Below are 16,721 nucleotides of genomic sequence, written 5' to 3'. Positions count from 1 at the left end.
TTATCCTTTGTTGTGGTAGTTCTGCAGGTGGGAGGGTTGAGTAAGGGACACCTCTACGTTCTGGGTGTAGCCATCATCGTAGTGATCCTTACCATCGCGAGCCAAGTACCCATGACACTCGAACCCCATCTCTCTAAGGTATCGTACACCGATTCAGAGAATCCCACCAGCTGGGTGGGACGGGACGAGAGCCTGAGGGCAAACTTCAGCGGGCATTTTTACGTCGTAATCACGCGAAGCTTCGACAAGATACGCCTCTGGATAACCCCTAGGGAAGGTGCGAGGACGCTCTACATACGGGTGGTGGTAAAAAGGGAGTTTCTAAACGCCCTGTACCTTGAGGTCGAGCCTCCCTGGTACGGAAAAGTTGAGATCAGCAGAGCGGAAAGCCAAGAAGGAATGACCTACCTCATTCAGGTCAAAGACCTCGGTGAAGCGGGAGAAGGAACATACGAGCTGACGTTTTTGGATCGGGCACCCGAAGAGAAACTCTTAATGTGGGTTACCGTAGAAGTCCGAGACGGCCTCTTCAAATACAAGGGGACGCTCTCAACGGTGGTGCTTGAACCGTTTTATGCCCCAAACTGTACTGGCTGATCATGGCAAGCAACTCACTCCTCCAGTTTTATCAGCGCCCACGCCAGCAGGTACATAGCCGGTATCGACAGGAAAGCCTTTTCGTAGCCGAAGTGATCTATCAGGAGACCGACGGCATAGGGGCCGACGGTTGCACCAAAGAACCCGACCATGTTGACGAAGCCCATGACTGAACCGAGGTTCTCTCCGGTGGCCTTTTCTGACGTGTAGGCCGTGACTATGGCGCCTACCGAATAGAACGCCAGCCCCAAGGGGATTATGACCCACGGAGAGGCCGTTAAGGCAAGGATCAGCGTGAGGAATGCGTTGAGACCGAAGACCACCGTTATGCTCCTCCTCCCGATTCTGTCGTAGAGGCCGCCGCCGAAGAGAGAACCTGCGATCCCTATGACGGATAGAAGGGAGAACAGCCAAGAGGCCGTTTCGAAGGAAACGCCTGCGTTCACCAGGAAAGAGACCAGGAACGTGAGAAGCCCAAAGAACGCGGCAAGGACTATGAAGTTCGCCGCGCTGAGCAGAAAAACGTTCCGGGGAATCGAGAACCTAACCCGAGACGGCTTTGAGACCTCGCCCCTGACCGCAAAGGTAAGAGCTATTCCGATTGCCAGACTCAGCATTGAGAGTGCCAGAAAGGCGTAGCGCCATTCGAGGTTCACCGCCATGGGGACGACTATCAGCGGCGCTATCCCGCTGCCGACGGGCGGGCCGACCATGAAGACACCCAGCGCGGAGCCCTTTCTCTCCCGATAGACCTCGCTTATCAGCGCCGTTGCGGGGGCATAGTAGAGGCCGGAAAAGAGGCCGTAGAGTGCCCGAACCGCGAGCAGTTCCCAGTACTCGCGGGCAAAGACTATGAGAGCGGATGAGAGCGAGTAGCCGATTATGCTGAGAACAAGGAGCCTCTTCCTCCCAAAGCGGTCGCCGATGTATCCGGCCGGAACCTGAATGATGGCGTAGGGGAGCAGAAGGGCGGTCATCAAAAGCCCGGCCTCGGCGTTGTTTATTCCCAGCTCGGCCTTTATCATCGGAATAAGGGGCGGGATTGCCATCCTGTGGGCGTAGTTGAAGACCCAGCCAAGCGAGACCAGCAGGAGGAGCCTCTTCCGCATGGTTTCGATAAAGGACTAAGCGTTTAAAAGTATATTGGACAGGAGCGTCCAACTACCTTTATAAATGCCAGCCGGAAACCGACTTCAGGGAAGGGAGATGGTGAGCAAGCTACTGGCACTTGAGGCCTATCCCAGTCTTAGAGACCTGGACTTCAGGATACTCAGAGGGGTAGAGCTGAATATGCGGCACCACAGGTGGGTTCCTCTCGAGGACATAGCCAGGTTCGCAAGGGTTGACGTTGAGACAGCATCCTTCAGGCTGGGCAAGCTCGACGACCTGTCCCTCGTCAGGCGGAGGAGCGACATAGGCTACATAGGCTACCAGCTCACGATACACGGCTACGATGTCCTGGCGATAAGGGCGCTGGCAAAGAAGGGCGTTGTAGAGGCCATAAGCACGACACAGATAGGCGTTGGAAAGGATGCCGACGTTTACGTTGGAGTGACTCCCAGCGGGGAGAAAGTCGCCGTCAAGTTCAACCGCATAGGCGGCAGAACCGCCTCAAGAAAAGCTGCCTATCACGGGGATGTATTCGCGGACAAAAGGCACACGAGCTGGCTCTACGTCTCAAGGCTGATAGCCAAAAAGGAGTACGAGGCGCTGACTCTGCTGAGCCCGATAGCCAGCGTTCCGAGGCCGGTAGCATGGAACAGGCACGTTATCGTTATGGAGTTCATAGAAGGAACCGAGCTGGCGGAGATTCGCGACACTGACATCTCCACGGAGGAAGCGAGGGAGCTACTTGATGCCGTTCTGGATGAATACCTCAAGATAGTCCGCTTCGGCATCGTTCACTCGGACATGAGCGAGTTTAACGTCGTGCTGACCCACGACGGGGGCGTTCTCATAATAGACTGGGCCCAGTACATCACGACCGCCCGCCCGGAGAGTTACGAGCTTCTCAAAAGGGACATAACCGTGCTCCTCAATGCATTCCGAAGAAGATGGCGCGTGAATAAGAGGTTTGAAGATGTCTGGCCGAACTTTGAGAAGGCCTGGCTCGAGAGCCGGGGTGAGGGATGATGGTCCCAAAACACGAACCCCTGAACAGGCGTGAGAGGATCATGAGGCTCTTCAGAGAAGCCATAGAGGCAGAGAACGCCAGGGACCTCGAAACCGCCAAGAGGAAGCTGGACGAGATAATGGAGCTGGCGAGGGAGGAGGAGCCGGAGTTCTACTTCGAGGCCTGCTTCAGGCTCGCGGAGATTTTCCTTCAGGAGGACAACTACAGGGGAGCGGTTAAGTGCGCCCTCAGGGGAATACATCGCGCGCCAAATGAGGACCTCTACAGGCTGGGGATAAGGAGGCTCGGCGACATTCTGTTCATAATGAAGGAGGAGAACCGGCTCGGCGAGATATCCAAAGACATGGACGTTACGCTGGGCCTGGTTAGAAACAACGACGAACTTTACCGCTTCGTTCAAACGCTCATAAGGATAGCGGGGGGAGAAAAGGTCGAGGAGCGGTTCTCGCTGGAGGAGTTCAACGAGATAATCGAGCTCCTCAAAGGATAGAGTCAAGAACGCACCTCACGTAGTCCCTTCCTGGACTTTCGGGGAAGTTGTAGGGTTCCTTTTTGGGTCTTTCGTTGTAGTACGGCCTGTTGCAGCCCGGACAGCCGTGGGTGGCGAATATCCCCGGGGGAAGGAGTTTGGCAAGCTTTTCTTTATCAATCCTAAAGCCAACCAAGGAATCGCCCGCATCGAACTCGAAATCCTCCGGCGCAGCGAGCCCCTCCTTTATGAGGTAGTGGGCCACCTGGATTCTCCTGTATCTCGCGAGGCTTGGGGGCTTCGCGTTCTCAAGGCGGGTTCCCCGTATGGGGGTGAAGGCAAAGAGGGAAACCCAGGCACCCATCGAGTACGCCCTCCAGATTGTCTCCACTGCCTCTCTATCCGTCTCCCCGAGCCCGATTATGAGGTGCACGAGGGCCTTTCCATCGCCGAAGACGTCGACAACGTCCCTCGTGAAACGCCACATCTCGTCCCAGGAGTAGAGGGAGTCCTTTATCTCCGGGTAGAGCCTCTCACTGGCCACGTCGAGGCCAACGCCGATGTAGTCAACACCCTTTGATTTGAACTCTCCAAGGGTGGCTCTATTCACGGGGGTTATCGAGACCGAGACCGGAAGGCCCAGCGGCTGGAAGAGGTCAAGGAGTTCGATAACGTCGGAGACCAGGCCCGGATAATCAACAGTCTGGAGGCATATCCTCGCGAACATCCCAGAAGGAAGGGCCTCAACGACCTCTTCAACGTCAAAGGCAGGCCAGGTTATCCTGGAGAGCTTTTTCAGATCGGCCCTGCTTTCCCTCGCCTGGGGACAGAAGGCACAGTTGTTTCTGCAGCGGCCCTCGTGGTACGTCATGAGGTAAGCGGTGGTCGGTCTTGCGAGCATCCTGGCCCTTATCAGCCCCATCGCTATTGCCGTCCCGTAGGAGACCCTGACTTTCATTCCTTCCTACCTCCAAGTATGAGGGGCGCGTGGACTATTATAAGTGATGCGCCCGCTATGAAGGGGAGCAGGGGAAAGACCCCGGCGTAGCCCTCAAGCTGTGCCACGTAGCCGAGGGTCACCTGGCCGCCAAGCATTCCGAGGTCGAAGAACATCGTGTAGACGCTCGAACCCATCGTCCTTATCCTCTGAGGGAGGTTTCCAAGGGCCATGAGCTGCATCGCGGGAACGGATAAACCGAAGCCCGCGCCGATGAGGAGCGCGCTGGCGTAGGAGTATGGCGGGAGCCTGTAGAGAATCAGAACAATGTAGCCGATGATAACAAGGAGCATGCCGGCACGTATGACCGGAATAGGACCCATCCTGTCGGCGCTCCTGCCACCAAAGAGCCTCATTACGAAGCTCGCCACTCCTATGACCATCATGTAGAAGCCGAACAGGCTCTGGGGCATTCCCAGAACCTTGTAGAGGGCTGGAAGGTACGTTATGACGCCGGCGTAGGAGAAGGAGAAGAAGAACAGCGCCAGTGACGCGGCAACGAAATAGCTCCTGAGGAGCTCCGAGTAGCTGACGTCCTCGTGCCTCTCCTCCCTTCTGGGAACGGCCTTTCTGCCATCGAGCCAGACCGGGACTACAAGGGCGAGGCCAACGAGGGAAAACAGCACGGTGAATAAGAAGGCCCCGACGAAGCCGAGGAGGTCGGAGAGGTATCCGCCGAGGGCCGGGCCGACTATGTTGCCGAGGGAGAACATCATGCCCCTCCAGCCCAGGGTCTCGCCGACCCTACCCGGGGGCGCAAGGTCAACTGCGGTTGAAAGACTGGAGGGAAAGAATATCCCCATGGAAAAGCCGTGTATGGCCCTGGCGAAGGCGAATATCCACAGGTTCCCAAGGAGCGCGGAGGCTATGTAGAGGAGCCCGGCCAGCATTCCCAGGACGTTGCCGGCCATCATGGCCTGGAACCTGTAGCCCCTGTCGCCGATGAGACCGCCGACGGGCTTTGAGAACAGCGAGACAACCGAGGCAACCCCCGCGACCAGGCCAACCAGGAATGGGGTGGCGTTGAGGGTTATCGCGAAGGGCGATATTATGGGGTTGACTACACTTATCCCCAGGAAGAAAAAGAAGGTCGAGAAGTTGAGGAGCCAGATGTCACGGAGCGTTCTCTCGATGGCTCAAACCCCCGCTGTGGGTTCGTCCATGCCGTCTCTCATGAAGGCGTGGCTCATGTGCTTCGTGTTCTTGGCGAAGCCGACGTTACCTTTCGCATCAACCATTATTATGCCCATGGTGTCGGCGCCGAAGTACTTTGTGGCGAGGCTTATAGCTGCATCGCTCGCGGCCTGGGCGTCCATTCCGAGGCGGACGAAGTCGGTGGCGCTCTTGGCTAAAGCGAGCTTTATCGCCACCTCACCGAGCCCCGTGCAGGAAGCCCCCGCGACCTCGTTGGCATAGGTTCCGCCGCCGATTATCGGGGTGTCGCCAACCCTGCCGAACATCTTGAGGAACACTCCACCGGTGGACGTTCCGGCAACGATCTCTTCACCATCGAAGGCAACCGCTCCGACCGTACTCCTGAGGACTTCAGGATACTCCCTGATGAGCTCGTTGAGCTTCTTCCAGTGTCTCGTCTCACCGGTTTCGAGCAGCTTCTTCCTCAGCTCCTCCCACTGCTTCAGCCTCTCATCGGTCACAGGGTTGTACTCCTCGAAGCCGAGCAAGCGGGCGAACTTTACGGCACCTTCGCCTATGAGGAGCACGTGGTCTGTCTTCTCCATGACCTTTCTCGCTACGCTTATAGGGTTCCTAACACCCCAGATTCCGGCAACGGCGCCGGCTTCCAGAGTTCTTCCGCGCATTATTGCCGCGTCCATCTCGACCTTCCCGTCGAGGGTAAGGACGCTCCCAGTTCCCGCGTTGAAGAGCGGGTTGTCCTCAAGAACCTTGACGGCCTCCTCGACCGCATCCAAAGCAGAACCCCGCTTGAGCTCGCGCCAGCCGGCCAGAACCGCCTCCCTAACGCCCTCGATGACCTTTGGAATGCGCTCCTCCTTCCTTATCGTACCTGCACCGCCGTGAACTATTATCGCAACCATGAGAACCACCGTAATAAAAAGCCCTCGAACGGTTAAAAGGATTGTGGAAACGAAAAGATAGGAACTTCAGCTCAGGGCCATGTTGATTATCGTCTCGCCGATGTTCTCAAGGTATTCCAGTATCCTCCGGTAGCTCTCGAGGGCTATCGACTGACGGTAGTCTATTGAGCGTATCTCCTCCTTCAGTTCGAGCATGAGCTGGTCTATCTTGCCCAGGTCCCTCTCCTCGATCTGGGTCATCATCCCCTCGAACTTTTCCTTCAGATAGGCGACGTTTATCTCGCTGGGGTTCTCGGCTATCCTAGTTATGTGGTCTCCGATACGTTCGATGTTCCTGACTATGAAGAGTATGCCGAGCAGATCAAATGTTCTTCTGATTATGCCGCTCTCCTCCGTGACGCCGCGCTTGCTCAGAAGCCTGTTGACTGCACGGATTATGAGGAAGTAGAACCTGTCCAGCTCGTTCTCGAGGTCGTTTATGTCGCGCAGAATCTCGTCGTCCCTGGGCGAGGCTATCAGCAGCTCGAGGTCGCCGAGCATCGATATTATGAGCGAGCGGATCCTGTTGAGGAGTTCCGCGAGGTTCACCTCCTCCTCGTCGAGCAGACTCTTGGCGACTATCCTCTGGGGTTCGTCGAGTATTATCTCGACCCCGGGAAGGCTCTGGAGGACCTTTCTTATCTTGACCTTGTATATCGGCATCTCTTCAACGAGGTGAATCTCAAGGATGTCGTAACCCTGGATGTAGGCGGATATGACAAGCCTGACGGCCATATCCGGGGAATACTCGCGGGACATGGTGAGAACTTTCCTCTCGCTCACCTCCCTCGGCTCCTTGGGGAATATGGTTATGCTCCCGTCGGGGTTTATGATGAGCGGAACTACATCGCCTTGGCTGAGGCCGTGCTCCCTAACCCACTTTTTGGGGAGGGAGATTATGTATGAACTCCTACCGGTAAATTGGATTTTTCTGAACTCCATAGATATCACCGCCGGTATATAGACGAACGACTACGTATAAAAGGCTTCGGTTCGATATACTTATAAACGCTAAGATTAACGTTAGCACATGTTCCAGGGCTACGGCAGAGACGCAAAGATACTCATAGCGGCAAACGCAGCGGGCCAGCTCTTCCTCCAGTTCTCAATATTCATCATGCCCTTCTATCTGGCAGTTTTGGGCTACGATATGGCGGCGATGGGAACGTTTTTCTCGATACAGACGTTCACGGGGGGACTGTTCTTCCTGATAGCCGGCCAGGTTTCCCTTCGGCTTGGTTACCGGAGAACTCTCCTCATCTCCGCCCTCCTCGGACTGGCCGGGAGGCTCCTCCAGGTGGCCGCGATAAACGACTATGTCCTAGCCCTTGGATTCTTCCTCGTTGGTGCGAACATGGGGATGAGACAGCCGAACTTCACCGCCCTGCTCAGCGAGGAGGTCGGCGAGGAGAAGCGCCATCACGCGTTCTCGATAAGCTTCGGCCTGGGAACTATATTCAACGCCCTGGGAGTCCTCATAGCGGGTTTTGCCCCGGGCCTTTTCGTAGGGCTTGGGCTGAGCGAGGGTATAGCCTACCGGCTGGTCATCTCACTGGCGCTCCTCCAGTTCGTTCTCGTGATTCCTGCCTTACTCATAATCCGCGACGTTCCCGTGAAGAATCCAAGGATAAACTGGAACCGCGAGCTGGTCGTCAAGATACTCAAGTTCTCCCTTCCGAGCGCGCTGATAGGCTTTGGCGCGGGGATAACCATACCCTACATGAGCCTCTACTTCAAGCTCCAGTTCGGGCAGACGCTCGCGGCCATAAGCGGGATATTCTTCTTCCAGCAGCTGGCGATGGGCCTCGGTTCCTTCGGCCTTCCAAGGCTGGTTCACAGGATAGGGCCTGTGAAGGTGATAACGTCCTTCCAGAGCATAGCGGCCTTTCTCTTCGCGATATTCCCCTCGATAGAGACCTTCCTGATAGCATCGGCCCTCTACGTCGTCCGCTCCATCCTCATGAACATAGTCTGGCCCATAAACGACTCCTTCATGATGGGCTTCTTCTCGACAGAGGAGAAGGCCACCGCGGCGGGAATAAGGAGGGCGTTTTCAACCTTCATGCGCGGTGGGGGGAACTACGTCGGCGGCCTGCTCTTCGGCATGTCCCTGAGCTACCCGTTCTACGCGACGGCGGCGCTCTATGTAATAGCAACGGCGATATTCTACGCCTTCTTCATAAAGCACAACGAGTGAGGGAAAAGAAAAGTCAGCCCTTCGCGAGTTCGATTCCACGCTCAAGGGCCCTGAAGTTGACCTCCCAGAGCTTCTCCCTGAGGGTGAGCCTTATTCCCTCCAGCAGGGAATCCTTCTTGAGTGGCACAAGGCCTTTCCCATAGGCGTAGCCGAGCATAAGGACACCGAGGGTTCTGGGGTTTATCCTATCTGCCTCGCGCTGGAAGTTCAGCATGTGAACCGGGCAGATTCTGCCGATGGCCTCCCTTATCTCTCCCAGCTCCGGATACTTCTCCTTCCCGACAAGGGTCGTCGCGGTGTGTATTGGGTAGGCGTTGACCACTGCGTGGCTGTCCTTTCCCAAGAAGCGGGCGTTCCTCAGCGCCTCGGCAGGTTCAAGGGCGAGCATAAGGTTCGCTTTACCCTCTTCGATGAGGGGTGAGTAGACCTCTTCACCAAAGCGGAGGTAGCTGAGAACGCTCCCGTATCGCTGGCTCATCCCGAGGGTCTCACCTATGCGGACGTTGTAGCCCTCGCTCATCGCTGCGTTTCCAACTATTCTCGAAAGCGTCAGACCACCCTGTCCCCCGACGCCGGTGATTATCAGGTTGAACTCCATGAGCACCACCGGAAGGCCTTGGAAGGGAGGCGATAAAAACCTGTTGTCCAGAAAATTCGACAGGCTTGAAAAAGCCCCGAAAATACCACGGAAAAAGAGCAGAAAAAGTTGAAGAACTAAATCATCCCTCCATGCGAAGGCGCTTTATGACGAATTCCCTGTCAAGGGAAGCCAAGAAAGGTGCCAGTCTCGGTCCGCGATCCTTGCCAATAAAGAGGTTGTAAAGCGCTTTGAACCACTCCTTGCTCGGAATCTCATGCTTCTTAGCGATATCGAAGAGCGCGTTGTTGAGTTCCTCAACGGTGAAGCCCTCGTGGGCTTCAAGCCATCCTGCGACCTCGACCATGGCCTCCCGGATTTCAGGCCCCAGTTCGATTTGGGGCGGCTCTTCCAAGATGCTGAACTTCACATTTTCCGGTGCGTACTTCTCAACCCAGTTCTTGGCGAGCCTTATGCGGAGCCTTATGCGCCCGACGTCATCTTCACTCAGCTCCCTCGGAACGTGACCCTGCTCCCGAAGGACTCGGATTATCCCACTCTCGTCGAGGTGGGGCATCTGGACAAGTGTAACAAGGAACCTGAAGGGTGCCTGCGCGGTCAGTCTATCGGGAACCTTCGGCATCGAGAGCTCGTAGGTTCTCTTGAGCTCCTCTTCCTCCTCCGGGTTCTTCGCCCGCTCAAGGCCGAAGTAGATGCGCTCCACCTTGTCGAACTCGTCGTAGAGGTTGAGAAGACCGAGACCTAGGTCTATCTTGAGCTCCTTGTTCGGTCTCGCCTTGGCGTATATGAAGCGTATTATTCCCGGCTCAAGAACCTCGTAGAGGTCGCTGAGGAGTATGACGTTGCCCTTTGAACCGCTCATCTTGCCCTTCTGGCCCTTTATTCCGACGAACTCATACATGAGCGTTATAGGCGCGGGCCAGCCAAAGGCTTTCTCCACTATCTCTCTGCCAGTGTCGTACGAGCCACCAGCTGCCAGGTGGTCTTTTCCTGCCGGCTCAAAGTCCACCCTGAAGTGCGCCCAGCGCATCGGCCAGTCCACGCGCCAGCGAAGCTTGACGTTGCCGTCCCTTATGTCGGTCTCGCCCTCGCTACCGCAGTGGGGGCACTTGTAAGAGACCTTCCACTCGCCGTCCCACGAAACGAACTGGGCTTCTCTCCTGCACTTCGGGCAGTAAATCATGACCGGCTGCCAGTCCTCTTCGAGGGGCGGCTGCTTGGCCCTCTCACGGTATTTGTCGAGTATGGCCTTTATCTCTTCGCGCTTGGCCAGGGCGAGCTTTATCTCCTCGGCGTACTCGCCGGACTTGTACAGCTCGTAGGCGTGTAGAAAGTCCACCTCAATGCCAAGTTTCTCAACCTCGCTCTCAAAGAGCTCCATGAAGTGCTCGGCGTAGCTGTCGTGGCAGCCCCAGGGGTCTGGAACCTCCCTAACCGGCTTCGTGAGGTGTTCCTTCCACTCGGGCGGAACGTTCTTCGGCACCTTCCTAAACCTATCGTAGTCATCCCACATGTGGATGTGACGAACCTTCTTACCCCTGTCCCTCAAGGCGTGGCCGACTATATAGGCCGTGAAAAACTCCCTGAAGTTCCCTATGTGAACGTAACCGCTCGGCGTTATCCCGCTCTCAACAACGTATTCATCCTTGTCGCCACGCTCCCTGATGATCTTTTCAGCCATATAATCAGCCCAGTGAACCATTCTCACCACCGGGTTTAGCTCCGCTGAGGGCTTTTTAAGCTTAAGCTCGGCCGCTCGTGACAACTCAGAGATGGAAAATTTTATAAGATACAATAGTAAAACTACCTGTGGAAGTAACAGGAGGCGTCCCCATGAAGCTACAACCTTTGAGGATGCAGGTATTCTTCCCGGCATCGCTGGAGATTCAAGAGGAGTTGCTCAAGGCAGGTTTCAGAGTACCCTACGACAAGGAGAGCGGAAGGAAGACACCGATTCCGGTAGTGGTGAGTTCGCGGGAGGGAAGAAGAATACGGAGGAGCCGGCTCCTGAAGGCCAAAGACTTTGAAAGCGATGGAAAGTTTGCAGTGGTGCCGGATGAAAGGGCACTGCTGGAGCTGGAGCCCACGGATAAGGGGTTCCTGATACTGAGACCAAAGCCGGTCGAGTACCACCTTGAGGAAATAGGATTCCCCTCGATTCCTCCGAGGGTCTGGGGAACGTGGGCGAGCTTTTCGCTTCCGTTTTCGGCGTACGAACGGCTTCTGGACTTCCTCACTGAATTCCAAAACGGCAAAGGGAATGGATTTTACACTGCCTCTCGGGGCTCCGGCGGAAGGATAGAGGTCTACGCATACAAGGGGAGGAGCAGAAAAGACCTGGGAATTCCGGTTTTTGGCTACTCTTTAGGCCTGCACGGACTGACCTTGGCCGACGAGTACCTCAGGGAGAAGGCCAAAGAGAATGGGGTTCCTGAGGAGAGGCTCCGCTACCTCAAACTCGGCTTGAAGAAGAGGAAGGAAACGAAGGCAGGACTTAAGGTCGGTATCGTCTGGGAGAACGGGAAGCCCGTCGAAATAACGCTCAAGCTCTCGACGACTGAACCGAGGGTTAAAATCCAGGGGCTCTACGGCGAACTGGCCGGAAAATCCCGGGGAGAACTCACTAGAACGGACGAGTGGTATATCGTCGTCCACGCGAGCGATTTCATAGCGGCTCTGGAGACCGTAGGAAGGGTCTTCGGGGGCAACTCATATTAACCCCAACCCCCTTCTTCTTTTTTGGTGGAACGAATGCTCCCAAGCTGGGGAATCTACGCAGGCATCGCCGCTGCATTCATACTTGCCGCCATAGGCCTCACGAAAAGGCTCGGCCCAGAGTGGGCCTGGGTGAACAGGAAGATAATCCACTTCAGCATAGTTCCTGCCGTTCTGATGTTCTACTACGAGAAAATACCCCCAGAGGTTTTCAGCGGAGCGGCTTTCGTCTTCGGCATTTTTCAGCTCTGGCCGCACCTCAAAAAGAGGGAGTTCTCATGGTACCAGATAGAGCACAACTACGGGGAGGTCTTCTTCGCCTTTTCCGCCTCGGTCATTCCGCTGGTCCTCCCAAGGGAGTACGCGACGGCTCTGCTACTCGCGATGGCTATCAGCGACGGCGTGACCGGGATAATACGGCACTATTACTTCAGGAGGCACGGCTTCAACGTCAAGCTGAAGAAGCACTGGACCGGGAGCCTTGGCTACCTCATAACAGCCGCTATAATCGCGTTCCTCTTCCTCGAAGCTGGGACGGTTGGAAAAATAGGATGGGCGGTCATCCTGACCCTGGCGGAATACCAAGGCTGGGTCGACGACAACTTAGCCGTTCCGCTGGTTGGGAGCGTTCTCTTTCTCCTCTACTGAGCCCACCTGACCTTCAGGCTGTCCTTCTTCACCTTGTTGAACTCCTCGACGAGGGCCTTCCCAGTCGTCTCCATGAAGTTCTTGACCTCAGTAATGCCAAGCTCCCTGAGGCCGATGGCATCAACGCCCTCTGGGATTCCCTTCGCCTCGACGTTTATCCCGATATGGATCTTGACGCTGACCGGTGAAACGGTGGCTATCGAGATGCTGAGCTTCTTGCCGTTCACATATATGTCATCGCCTTTCCTGTAGGTCTTCACACCGTATTCCCCCAAAACCTCACAGAGCCTCGCTATGAAAAGCTTCTGGAGCGTCGAGGCGAAGAGGGTATTGACAAGGTCAAAGACCTCGATTATGTAGTGGATCATGTCATCGCTCTTGATTTCCTTGCTTGCCCTCAAATCTTCGATGTCAATCATCTCCTCAACCTTAACGTCGCACCTTCCCCGGAAGATGACGAGAGAGTTGCCGAGTATTCCGAAGTTCCTGTAGGCCCAGTGGCTCCCTATCGCGGAACCGTCGTAGTCTATGCGTCTATCCCTAACGATGAGCAGCTCCATGCTATCACCCCATCCTCTCAAGAAGTTCCCTCAACTCCTCAAAGCTTTTGGCATCTTTCCACATGTGGATGAACCGAATAGAGGGGACGGTAGTTTTAACGTCTTCGATGTGAATATCTCTGTCGTCCACGTAGATTACTCCCTCAACATCGTACCCCGAAAGTTCCAGTTCCTTGAGTGTCCTCGCTATCATATCCGCCTTGTTCGGGTGGTTTTCAATTTTCGGAAAAACGAAGTAGTCCCAGAGTCCAAAGCCCTCAAGGATCGGCCTGACCCTCTCCTCAACGTTCCAGCTGGCAATGGATAGGACAAACCTCTCACCCGCCCATTCGAGGAACTCCCTGACTCCATGGAAGAGATGGAGTTCCTCACCTGTAGAATCAACCAGATAATCGCCGTGGAACTCGTATGGCGGCGTAAGCCTGGATGCATCTTCGTGATCCCAGAGTGTCCCGTCTAGGTCAAGAACTAAGAGCTTCATTCAACCACCAAGAAAAGCTCCGCTGGAGGGTTTTAACGGTTGCGGAAAAGCATCCTAACCAGGGTTCAACATTGCAATGCAATCAACCAGAAGGGAAACGAGATTTAAGGGCTTGAGGACCGTGCACAGGCCGATTGACCTATCAAATGCCCAGCCCCCCTTTCAGAGGCAGAAACCTCGGGCTGTTGGGAGCGGCAGACTGAACGGGTCGGTTTCCCTTCCCGCTTACATCCCCGCCCCATCAAACGGGTCTTCTTCCCGAGCCCTCGTCCCAGGCAAAGGACCGGTCGCCCGACCCCCTGCGCCTGGGAGTGGCCGCCTATTTTCGGGGACCGCTTCGGCCTTAGATGCTTTCAGGCCTTATCGGACGCGGCGTAGCTGCCCGGCTGTGCCCTGTAGGACAACCGGTAGACCAGAGGCCGCGGCTCCCTGTTCCTCTCGTACTGGGGGAGCCTTCCCCTCAGGCGGCCAACACCTCCGGTAGATAGCATCCGACCTGTCTCACGACGGTCTAAACCCAGCTCACGTTCCCCTTTAATGGGTGAACACCCCCACCCTTGGCCCCTGCTGCAGGGCCAGGATGGGAAGAGCCGACAGCGAGGTAGCAAGCCTCGGGGTCGATATGGGCTCTCGCCCGAGACGACTCTGTTATCCCCAGGGTAGCTTTTCTGTCATCCCTGGCCCCCACCGGGGAGGCACAGGGGTTCGCTAGGCCACGCTTTCGCGGCTGGACCCGCCTCTGTTACGGGTCCAGTCAGGCCGGCTTTTGCCCTTGCACTCTACGGCGGATTCCTGACCCGCCTGAGCCGACCTTAGGGCACCCTCGATACCTTTTCGAGGGTGTGCCGCCCCAGCCAAACTGCCCACCTACCGCTGTCCCCCCATCGGGGGTTAGCCGTACGGCAGAGGGTGGGCGGTGTCTCATGGACGGCTCCACCCGCCCCGGAGGACGGGCTTCGACGCCTCCCGCCTACGCTGCGCACCCCCCGCCGTACGGCAACGGCAGGCTGCAGTAAAGCTCCATGGGGTCTTCGCTTCCCACCGGAGGTCCCAGGCATATGCGCCTGGCAGTGGTTTCGCCGGGCCCCAGCCGGGGACAGTGGGGACCTCGTTACGCCATTCATGCAGGTCGGCATTTAACCGACAAGGAATTTCGCTACCTTAAGAGGGTTATAGTTACCCCCGCCGTTTACCGGTGCTTCACCCGGTTGGACCCGGGCTTCACATACCGGCACTGGGCAGGCGTCGGCCCCAGTACAAACCCTTTCGGGCTAGCTGGGACCTGTGTTTTTACTAAACAGTCGGGCCCCCCTAGTCACTGCGACCTGCGGGTTACGCACCCGCAGGCACCCCTTCTCCCGAAGTTACGGGGCCAATTTGCCGAGTTCCCTCGGCTGGGTTTCCCCCGACACGCCTTAGGCTTCTCACCCAGGGGCACCGGTGTCGGTTCTCGGTACGGTCGCGGTGGATCGTTCCCAGAGGGCTTTTCACGGGCCCCAGGGATCGGCGGAACCCCCCTTACGGGAGGCCATTCGCGCTTTCATCCGGTTCTCGCCATTACGGCACTCCCCGGACTTATACGCTTAGCCGGCCTTGTGGACCGGTCCGCCTACCCCGAGGCGTCACCCTCTGGGCTTGCGTTGCCGCACCTACCACCGCGGTACGGGAATATAAACCCGTTTCCCTTTCGCGGGCGCCGAGTTACGGACCCGCTTAGGACCGACTAACCCACGGCTGACGAACATTGCCGTGGAACCCTGGCCCCTTCGGCGGCCGGGATTCTCACCCGGCTATGCTGCTACTCCCGGCAGGATCCACAATACCGACGGGTCCACCGGACCTTACGGCCCAGCTTCCACCCCACCGGCACGCCCGCCTACCCGATCACGGACCAATCGGTCCGTGCGCCGGGGTCTCGGCAGCCGGCTTTAGCCCCGTCCATTTTCGGGGCCCCTGACCTCGACGGGTGAGCTGTTACGCACTCTTTAAAGGATGGCTGCTTCTAAGCCTACCTCCCCGCTGTCTAAGGCCAGGGACACCCTTTGGAGTAACACTTAGCCGGCATTTAGGGGCCTTAACCCCGGTCTGGGTTGTTCCCCTCTCGGTTGACGGCTTACACCGTCACCCTACTCCGGCCATCTACGGCGGCAGTGGGTTCGGAGTTTGACAGGGAGCCGGGGGATTTCTCCCCCTAAACCCCCAATCAGTGCTCTACCCCACCACCTACCTCCGGCCGGGCTATCCTGAGGGATAATTCGGCGGGAACCAGCTATCGCCGGCCTCGATTGGCCTTTCACCCCTAGCCCGAGGTCACGGGAGCGAATTGCACGTCAGCATCCCTATCGGGCCTCCATCCCTCTGTTGAGGGACTTCACCCTGCCCCGGGCTAGATCGACCGGCTTCGGGTCTCATCCGAGCGACTCCGGGCGCTTTCACACCCCGTCCCTCACCCTTACGGGCTGCGGACCTGTCGGTTTCCCTGTGGCTTCGGGGTTAACCCCCTTAACCTCGCCGCTCGGATGAACTCCCTGCCCCGTGATCCAAGACGGACGGTGCAACCCCGGTCGCCTCCCCTCGTACTCCACGGTCGCCCGTGTTTCCTTCGGGGAGGGTCAACCCTTTCGGGCCGCACCCACCTATCGCCGCCTGGTTTCAGGCTCTTTTCACCCCCTGCCAGGGGTGCTTTTCAGCTTTCCCTCACGGTACTAGTTCGCTATCGGTCTCGGGACGTATTTAGGGTTGGGAGCCGATGCCTCCCAGCTTCCCGCCGGATATCCGACCGACGGTACTCAGGAACCCTGCAGGAGCCTGAGGGCTTACGCCTACGGGGCTTTCACCCTCTACGGCGCCACGTTCCAGTGGACTTCGGCTTCACCCTCGAGGCTCCAGCGCAGGGCCCTACTACACCACATCCCCTCCGGGTTTCCCCGAAGGGTTCAGTTTGCCCTGTGCCGCTTTCGGTCGCCCCTACTAACGGCATCGCTTTTGCTTTCTTTTCCTGCGGGTACTAAGATGTTTCAATTCCCCGCGTTCCCCCTCCCGACTGGGAGTGCGGCAAGAGCCGCAGGAGGTCCCATTCGGGAATCCCCGGTTCGACGGCTGCCTGCGCCTCGCCGGGGCTTATCGCAGCTTGCCACGCCCTTCGTCGGCGCCCCGAGCCGAGCCATCCACCAGGCGGCTTAGGTTTTCTGCCCCCTACTCAGGGGGCTGGGCATTTTTTGGGTCAATC

15 protein-coding genes and 1 rRNA gene are annotated in these 16,721 nt (G+C 57.1%); 6 read left to right on the top strand and 10 right to left on the bottom strand.

Features of this window, described 5'->3' with window-relative positions; genetic code table 11:
• Positions 1-27 precede the first annotated feature (27 nt).
• On the top strand, positions 28-597 hold the full coding sequence (locus E3E25_RS11150) for a hypothetical protein (protein ID WP_167893350.1): 570 nt from the start codon (positions 28-30) through the stop codon (positions 595-597).
• Between the two features lie 14 nt (positions 598-611).
• Here E3E25_RS11150 and E3E25_RS11145 read toward each other — a convergent pair whose 3' ends face one another.
• Complete coding sequence (locus E3E25_RS11145) at positions 612-1,706, bottom strand: MFS transporter (RefSeq protein ID WP_167893349.1); 1,095 nt, start codon at positions 1,704-1,706, stop codon at positions 612-614.
• A 97-nt stretch (positions 1,707-1,803) separates the two neighbouring features.
• On the opposite strand from E3E25_RS11145, the gene E3E25_RS11140 reads away from it, so the two are divergent.
• A complete protein-coding gene (locus E3E25_RS11140) occupies positions 1,804-2,730 on the top strand; it encodes a serine/threonine-protein kinase RIO2 (protein ID WP_167893348.1) in 927 nt (308 codons plus the stop codon).
• On the top strand, positions 2,730-3,221 hold the full coding sequence (locus tag E3E25_RS11135; protein WP_167893347.1) for a tol-pal system YbgF family protein: 492 nt from the start codon (positions 2,730-2,732) through the stop codon (positions 3,219-3,221). The genes E3E25_RS11140 and E3E25_RS11135 overlap by 1 nt, the downstream gene beginning before the upstream one ends.
• On the opposite strand, the gene E3E25_RS11130 is transcribed toward E3E25_RS11135, so the two are convergent.
• From E3E25_RS11130 to E3E25_RS11115, 4 genes are all read right to left on the bottom strand, one after another.
• On the bottom strand, positions 3,211-4,158 hold the full coding sequence (locus tag E3E25_RS11130; protein ID WP_167893346.1) for a radical SAM protein: 948 nt from the start codon (positions 4,156-4,158) through the stop codon (positions 3,211-3,213). The two genes, E3E25_RS11135 and E3E25_RS11130, sit on opposite strands and share 11 nt — an antisense overlap.
• On the bottom strand, positions 4,155-5,330 hold the full coding sequence (locus tag E3E25_RS11125) for an MFS transporter (protein WP_167893406.1): 1,176 nt from the start codon (positions 5,328-5,330) through the stop codon (positions 4,155-4,157). Before E3E25_RS11125 ends, E3E25_RS11130 begins: the two co-directional genes overlap by 4 nt.
• A 3-nt stretch (positions 5,331-5,333) precedes the next feature.
• Positions 5,334-6,254 (bottom strand): isoaspartyl peptidase/L-asparaginase family protein, encoded by a 921-nt coding sequence (locus E3E25_RS11120; protein ID WP_167893405.1) that lies wholly within the window; start codon positions 6,252-6,254, stop codon positions 5,334-5,336.
• Positions 6,255-6,320: 66 nt separating this feature from the next.
• The gene (locus E3E25_RS11115; protein ID WP_167893404.1) at positions 6,321-7,235 is read right to left on the bottom strand and encodes a phosphate uptake regulator PhoU; all 915 of its coding nucleotides are present in this window, start codon (positions 7,233-7,235) and stop codon (positions 6,321-6,323) included.
• 88 nt (positions 7,236-7,323) lie between these two features.
• Between E3E25_RS11115 and E3E25_RS11110 the strand changes: the two genes are divergently transcribed.
• Complete coding sequence (locus tag E3E25_RS11110; protein WP_167893345.1) at positions 7,324-8,490, top strand: MFS transporter; 1,167 nt, start codon at positions 7,324-7,326, stop codon at positions 8,488-8,490.
• 13 nt (positions 8,491-8,503) lie between these two features.
• On the opposite strand, the gene E3E25_RS11105 is transcribed toward E3E25_RS11110, so the two are convergent.
• Together E3E25_RS11105 and lysS are read right to left on the bottom strand one after the other, a co-directional pair.
• Positions 8,504-9,088, bottom strand: coding sequence for an indolepyruvate oxidoreductase subunit beta (locus tag E3E25_RS11105; protein WP_167893403.1), 585 nt, complete (start codon positions 9,086-9,088; stop codon positions 8,504-8,506).
• A gap of 121 nt (positions 9,089-9,209) precedes the next feature.
• Entirely contained in the window at positions 9,210-10,790 is a 1,581-nt protein-coding gene (gene lysS / locus E3E25_RS11100; RefSeq protein WP_167893402.1) for a lysine--tRNA ligase, read from the bottom strand.
• 131 nt (positions 10,791-10,921) lie between these two features.
• Between lysS and E3E25_RS11095 the strand changes: the two genes are divergently transcribed.
• Together E3E25_RS11095 and E3E25_RS11090 are read left to right on the top strand one after the other, a co-directional pair.
• On the top strand, positions 10,922-11,806 hold the full coding sequence (locus tag E3E25_RS11095; protein ID WP_167893401.1) for a PhoI: 885 nt from the start codon (positions 10,922-10,924) through the stop codon (positions 11,804-11,806).
• 33 nt (positions 11,807-11,839) lie between these two features.
• Positions 11,840-12,451, top strand: a complete 612-nt coding sequence (locus E3E25_RS11090) for a hypothetical protein (RefSeq protein ID WP_167893344.1) — start codon at positions 11,840-11,842, stop codon at positions 12,449-12,451.
• Here the strand turns inward: E3E25_RS11090 and E3E25_RS11085 are convergent.
• From E3E25_RS11085 to E3E25_RS11075, 3 genes are all read right to left on the bottom strand, one after another.
• Positions 12,445-13,011, bottom strand: coding sequence for a DUF366 family protein (locus tag E3E25_RS11085; RefSeq protein WP_167893343.1), 567 nt, complete (start codon positions 13,009-13,011; stop codon positions 12,445-12,447). The genes E3E25_RS11090 and E3E25_RS11085 overlap by 7 nt on opposite strands.
• Before the next feature lie 4 nt (positions 13,012-13,015).
• Entirely contained in the window at positions 13,016-13,492 is a 477-nt protein-coding gene (locus E3E25_RS11080) for a magnesium-dependent phosphatase-1 (RefSeq protein ID WP_167893342.1), read from the bottom strand.
• Positions 13,493-13,657: 165 nt separating this feature from the next.
• Positions 13,658-16,687, bottom strand: a 23S ribosomal RNA gene (locus E3E25_RS11075).
• Between the last annotated feature and the right edge of the window lie 34 nt (positions 16,688-16,721).

Origin of the sequence: Thermococcus sp. MAR1, assembly GCF_012027305.1 — an archaeon.
Lineage (GTDB): Archaea > Methanobacteriota_B > Thermococci > Thermococcales > Thermococcaceae > Thermococcus.
The sequence above is the reverse complement of the archived record's forward strand: the minus strand, read 5'-3'. Positions and strand labels throughout refer to the sequence as shown.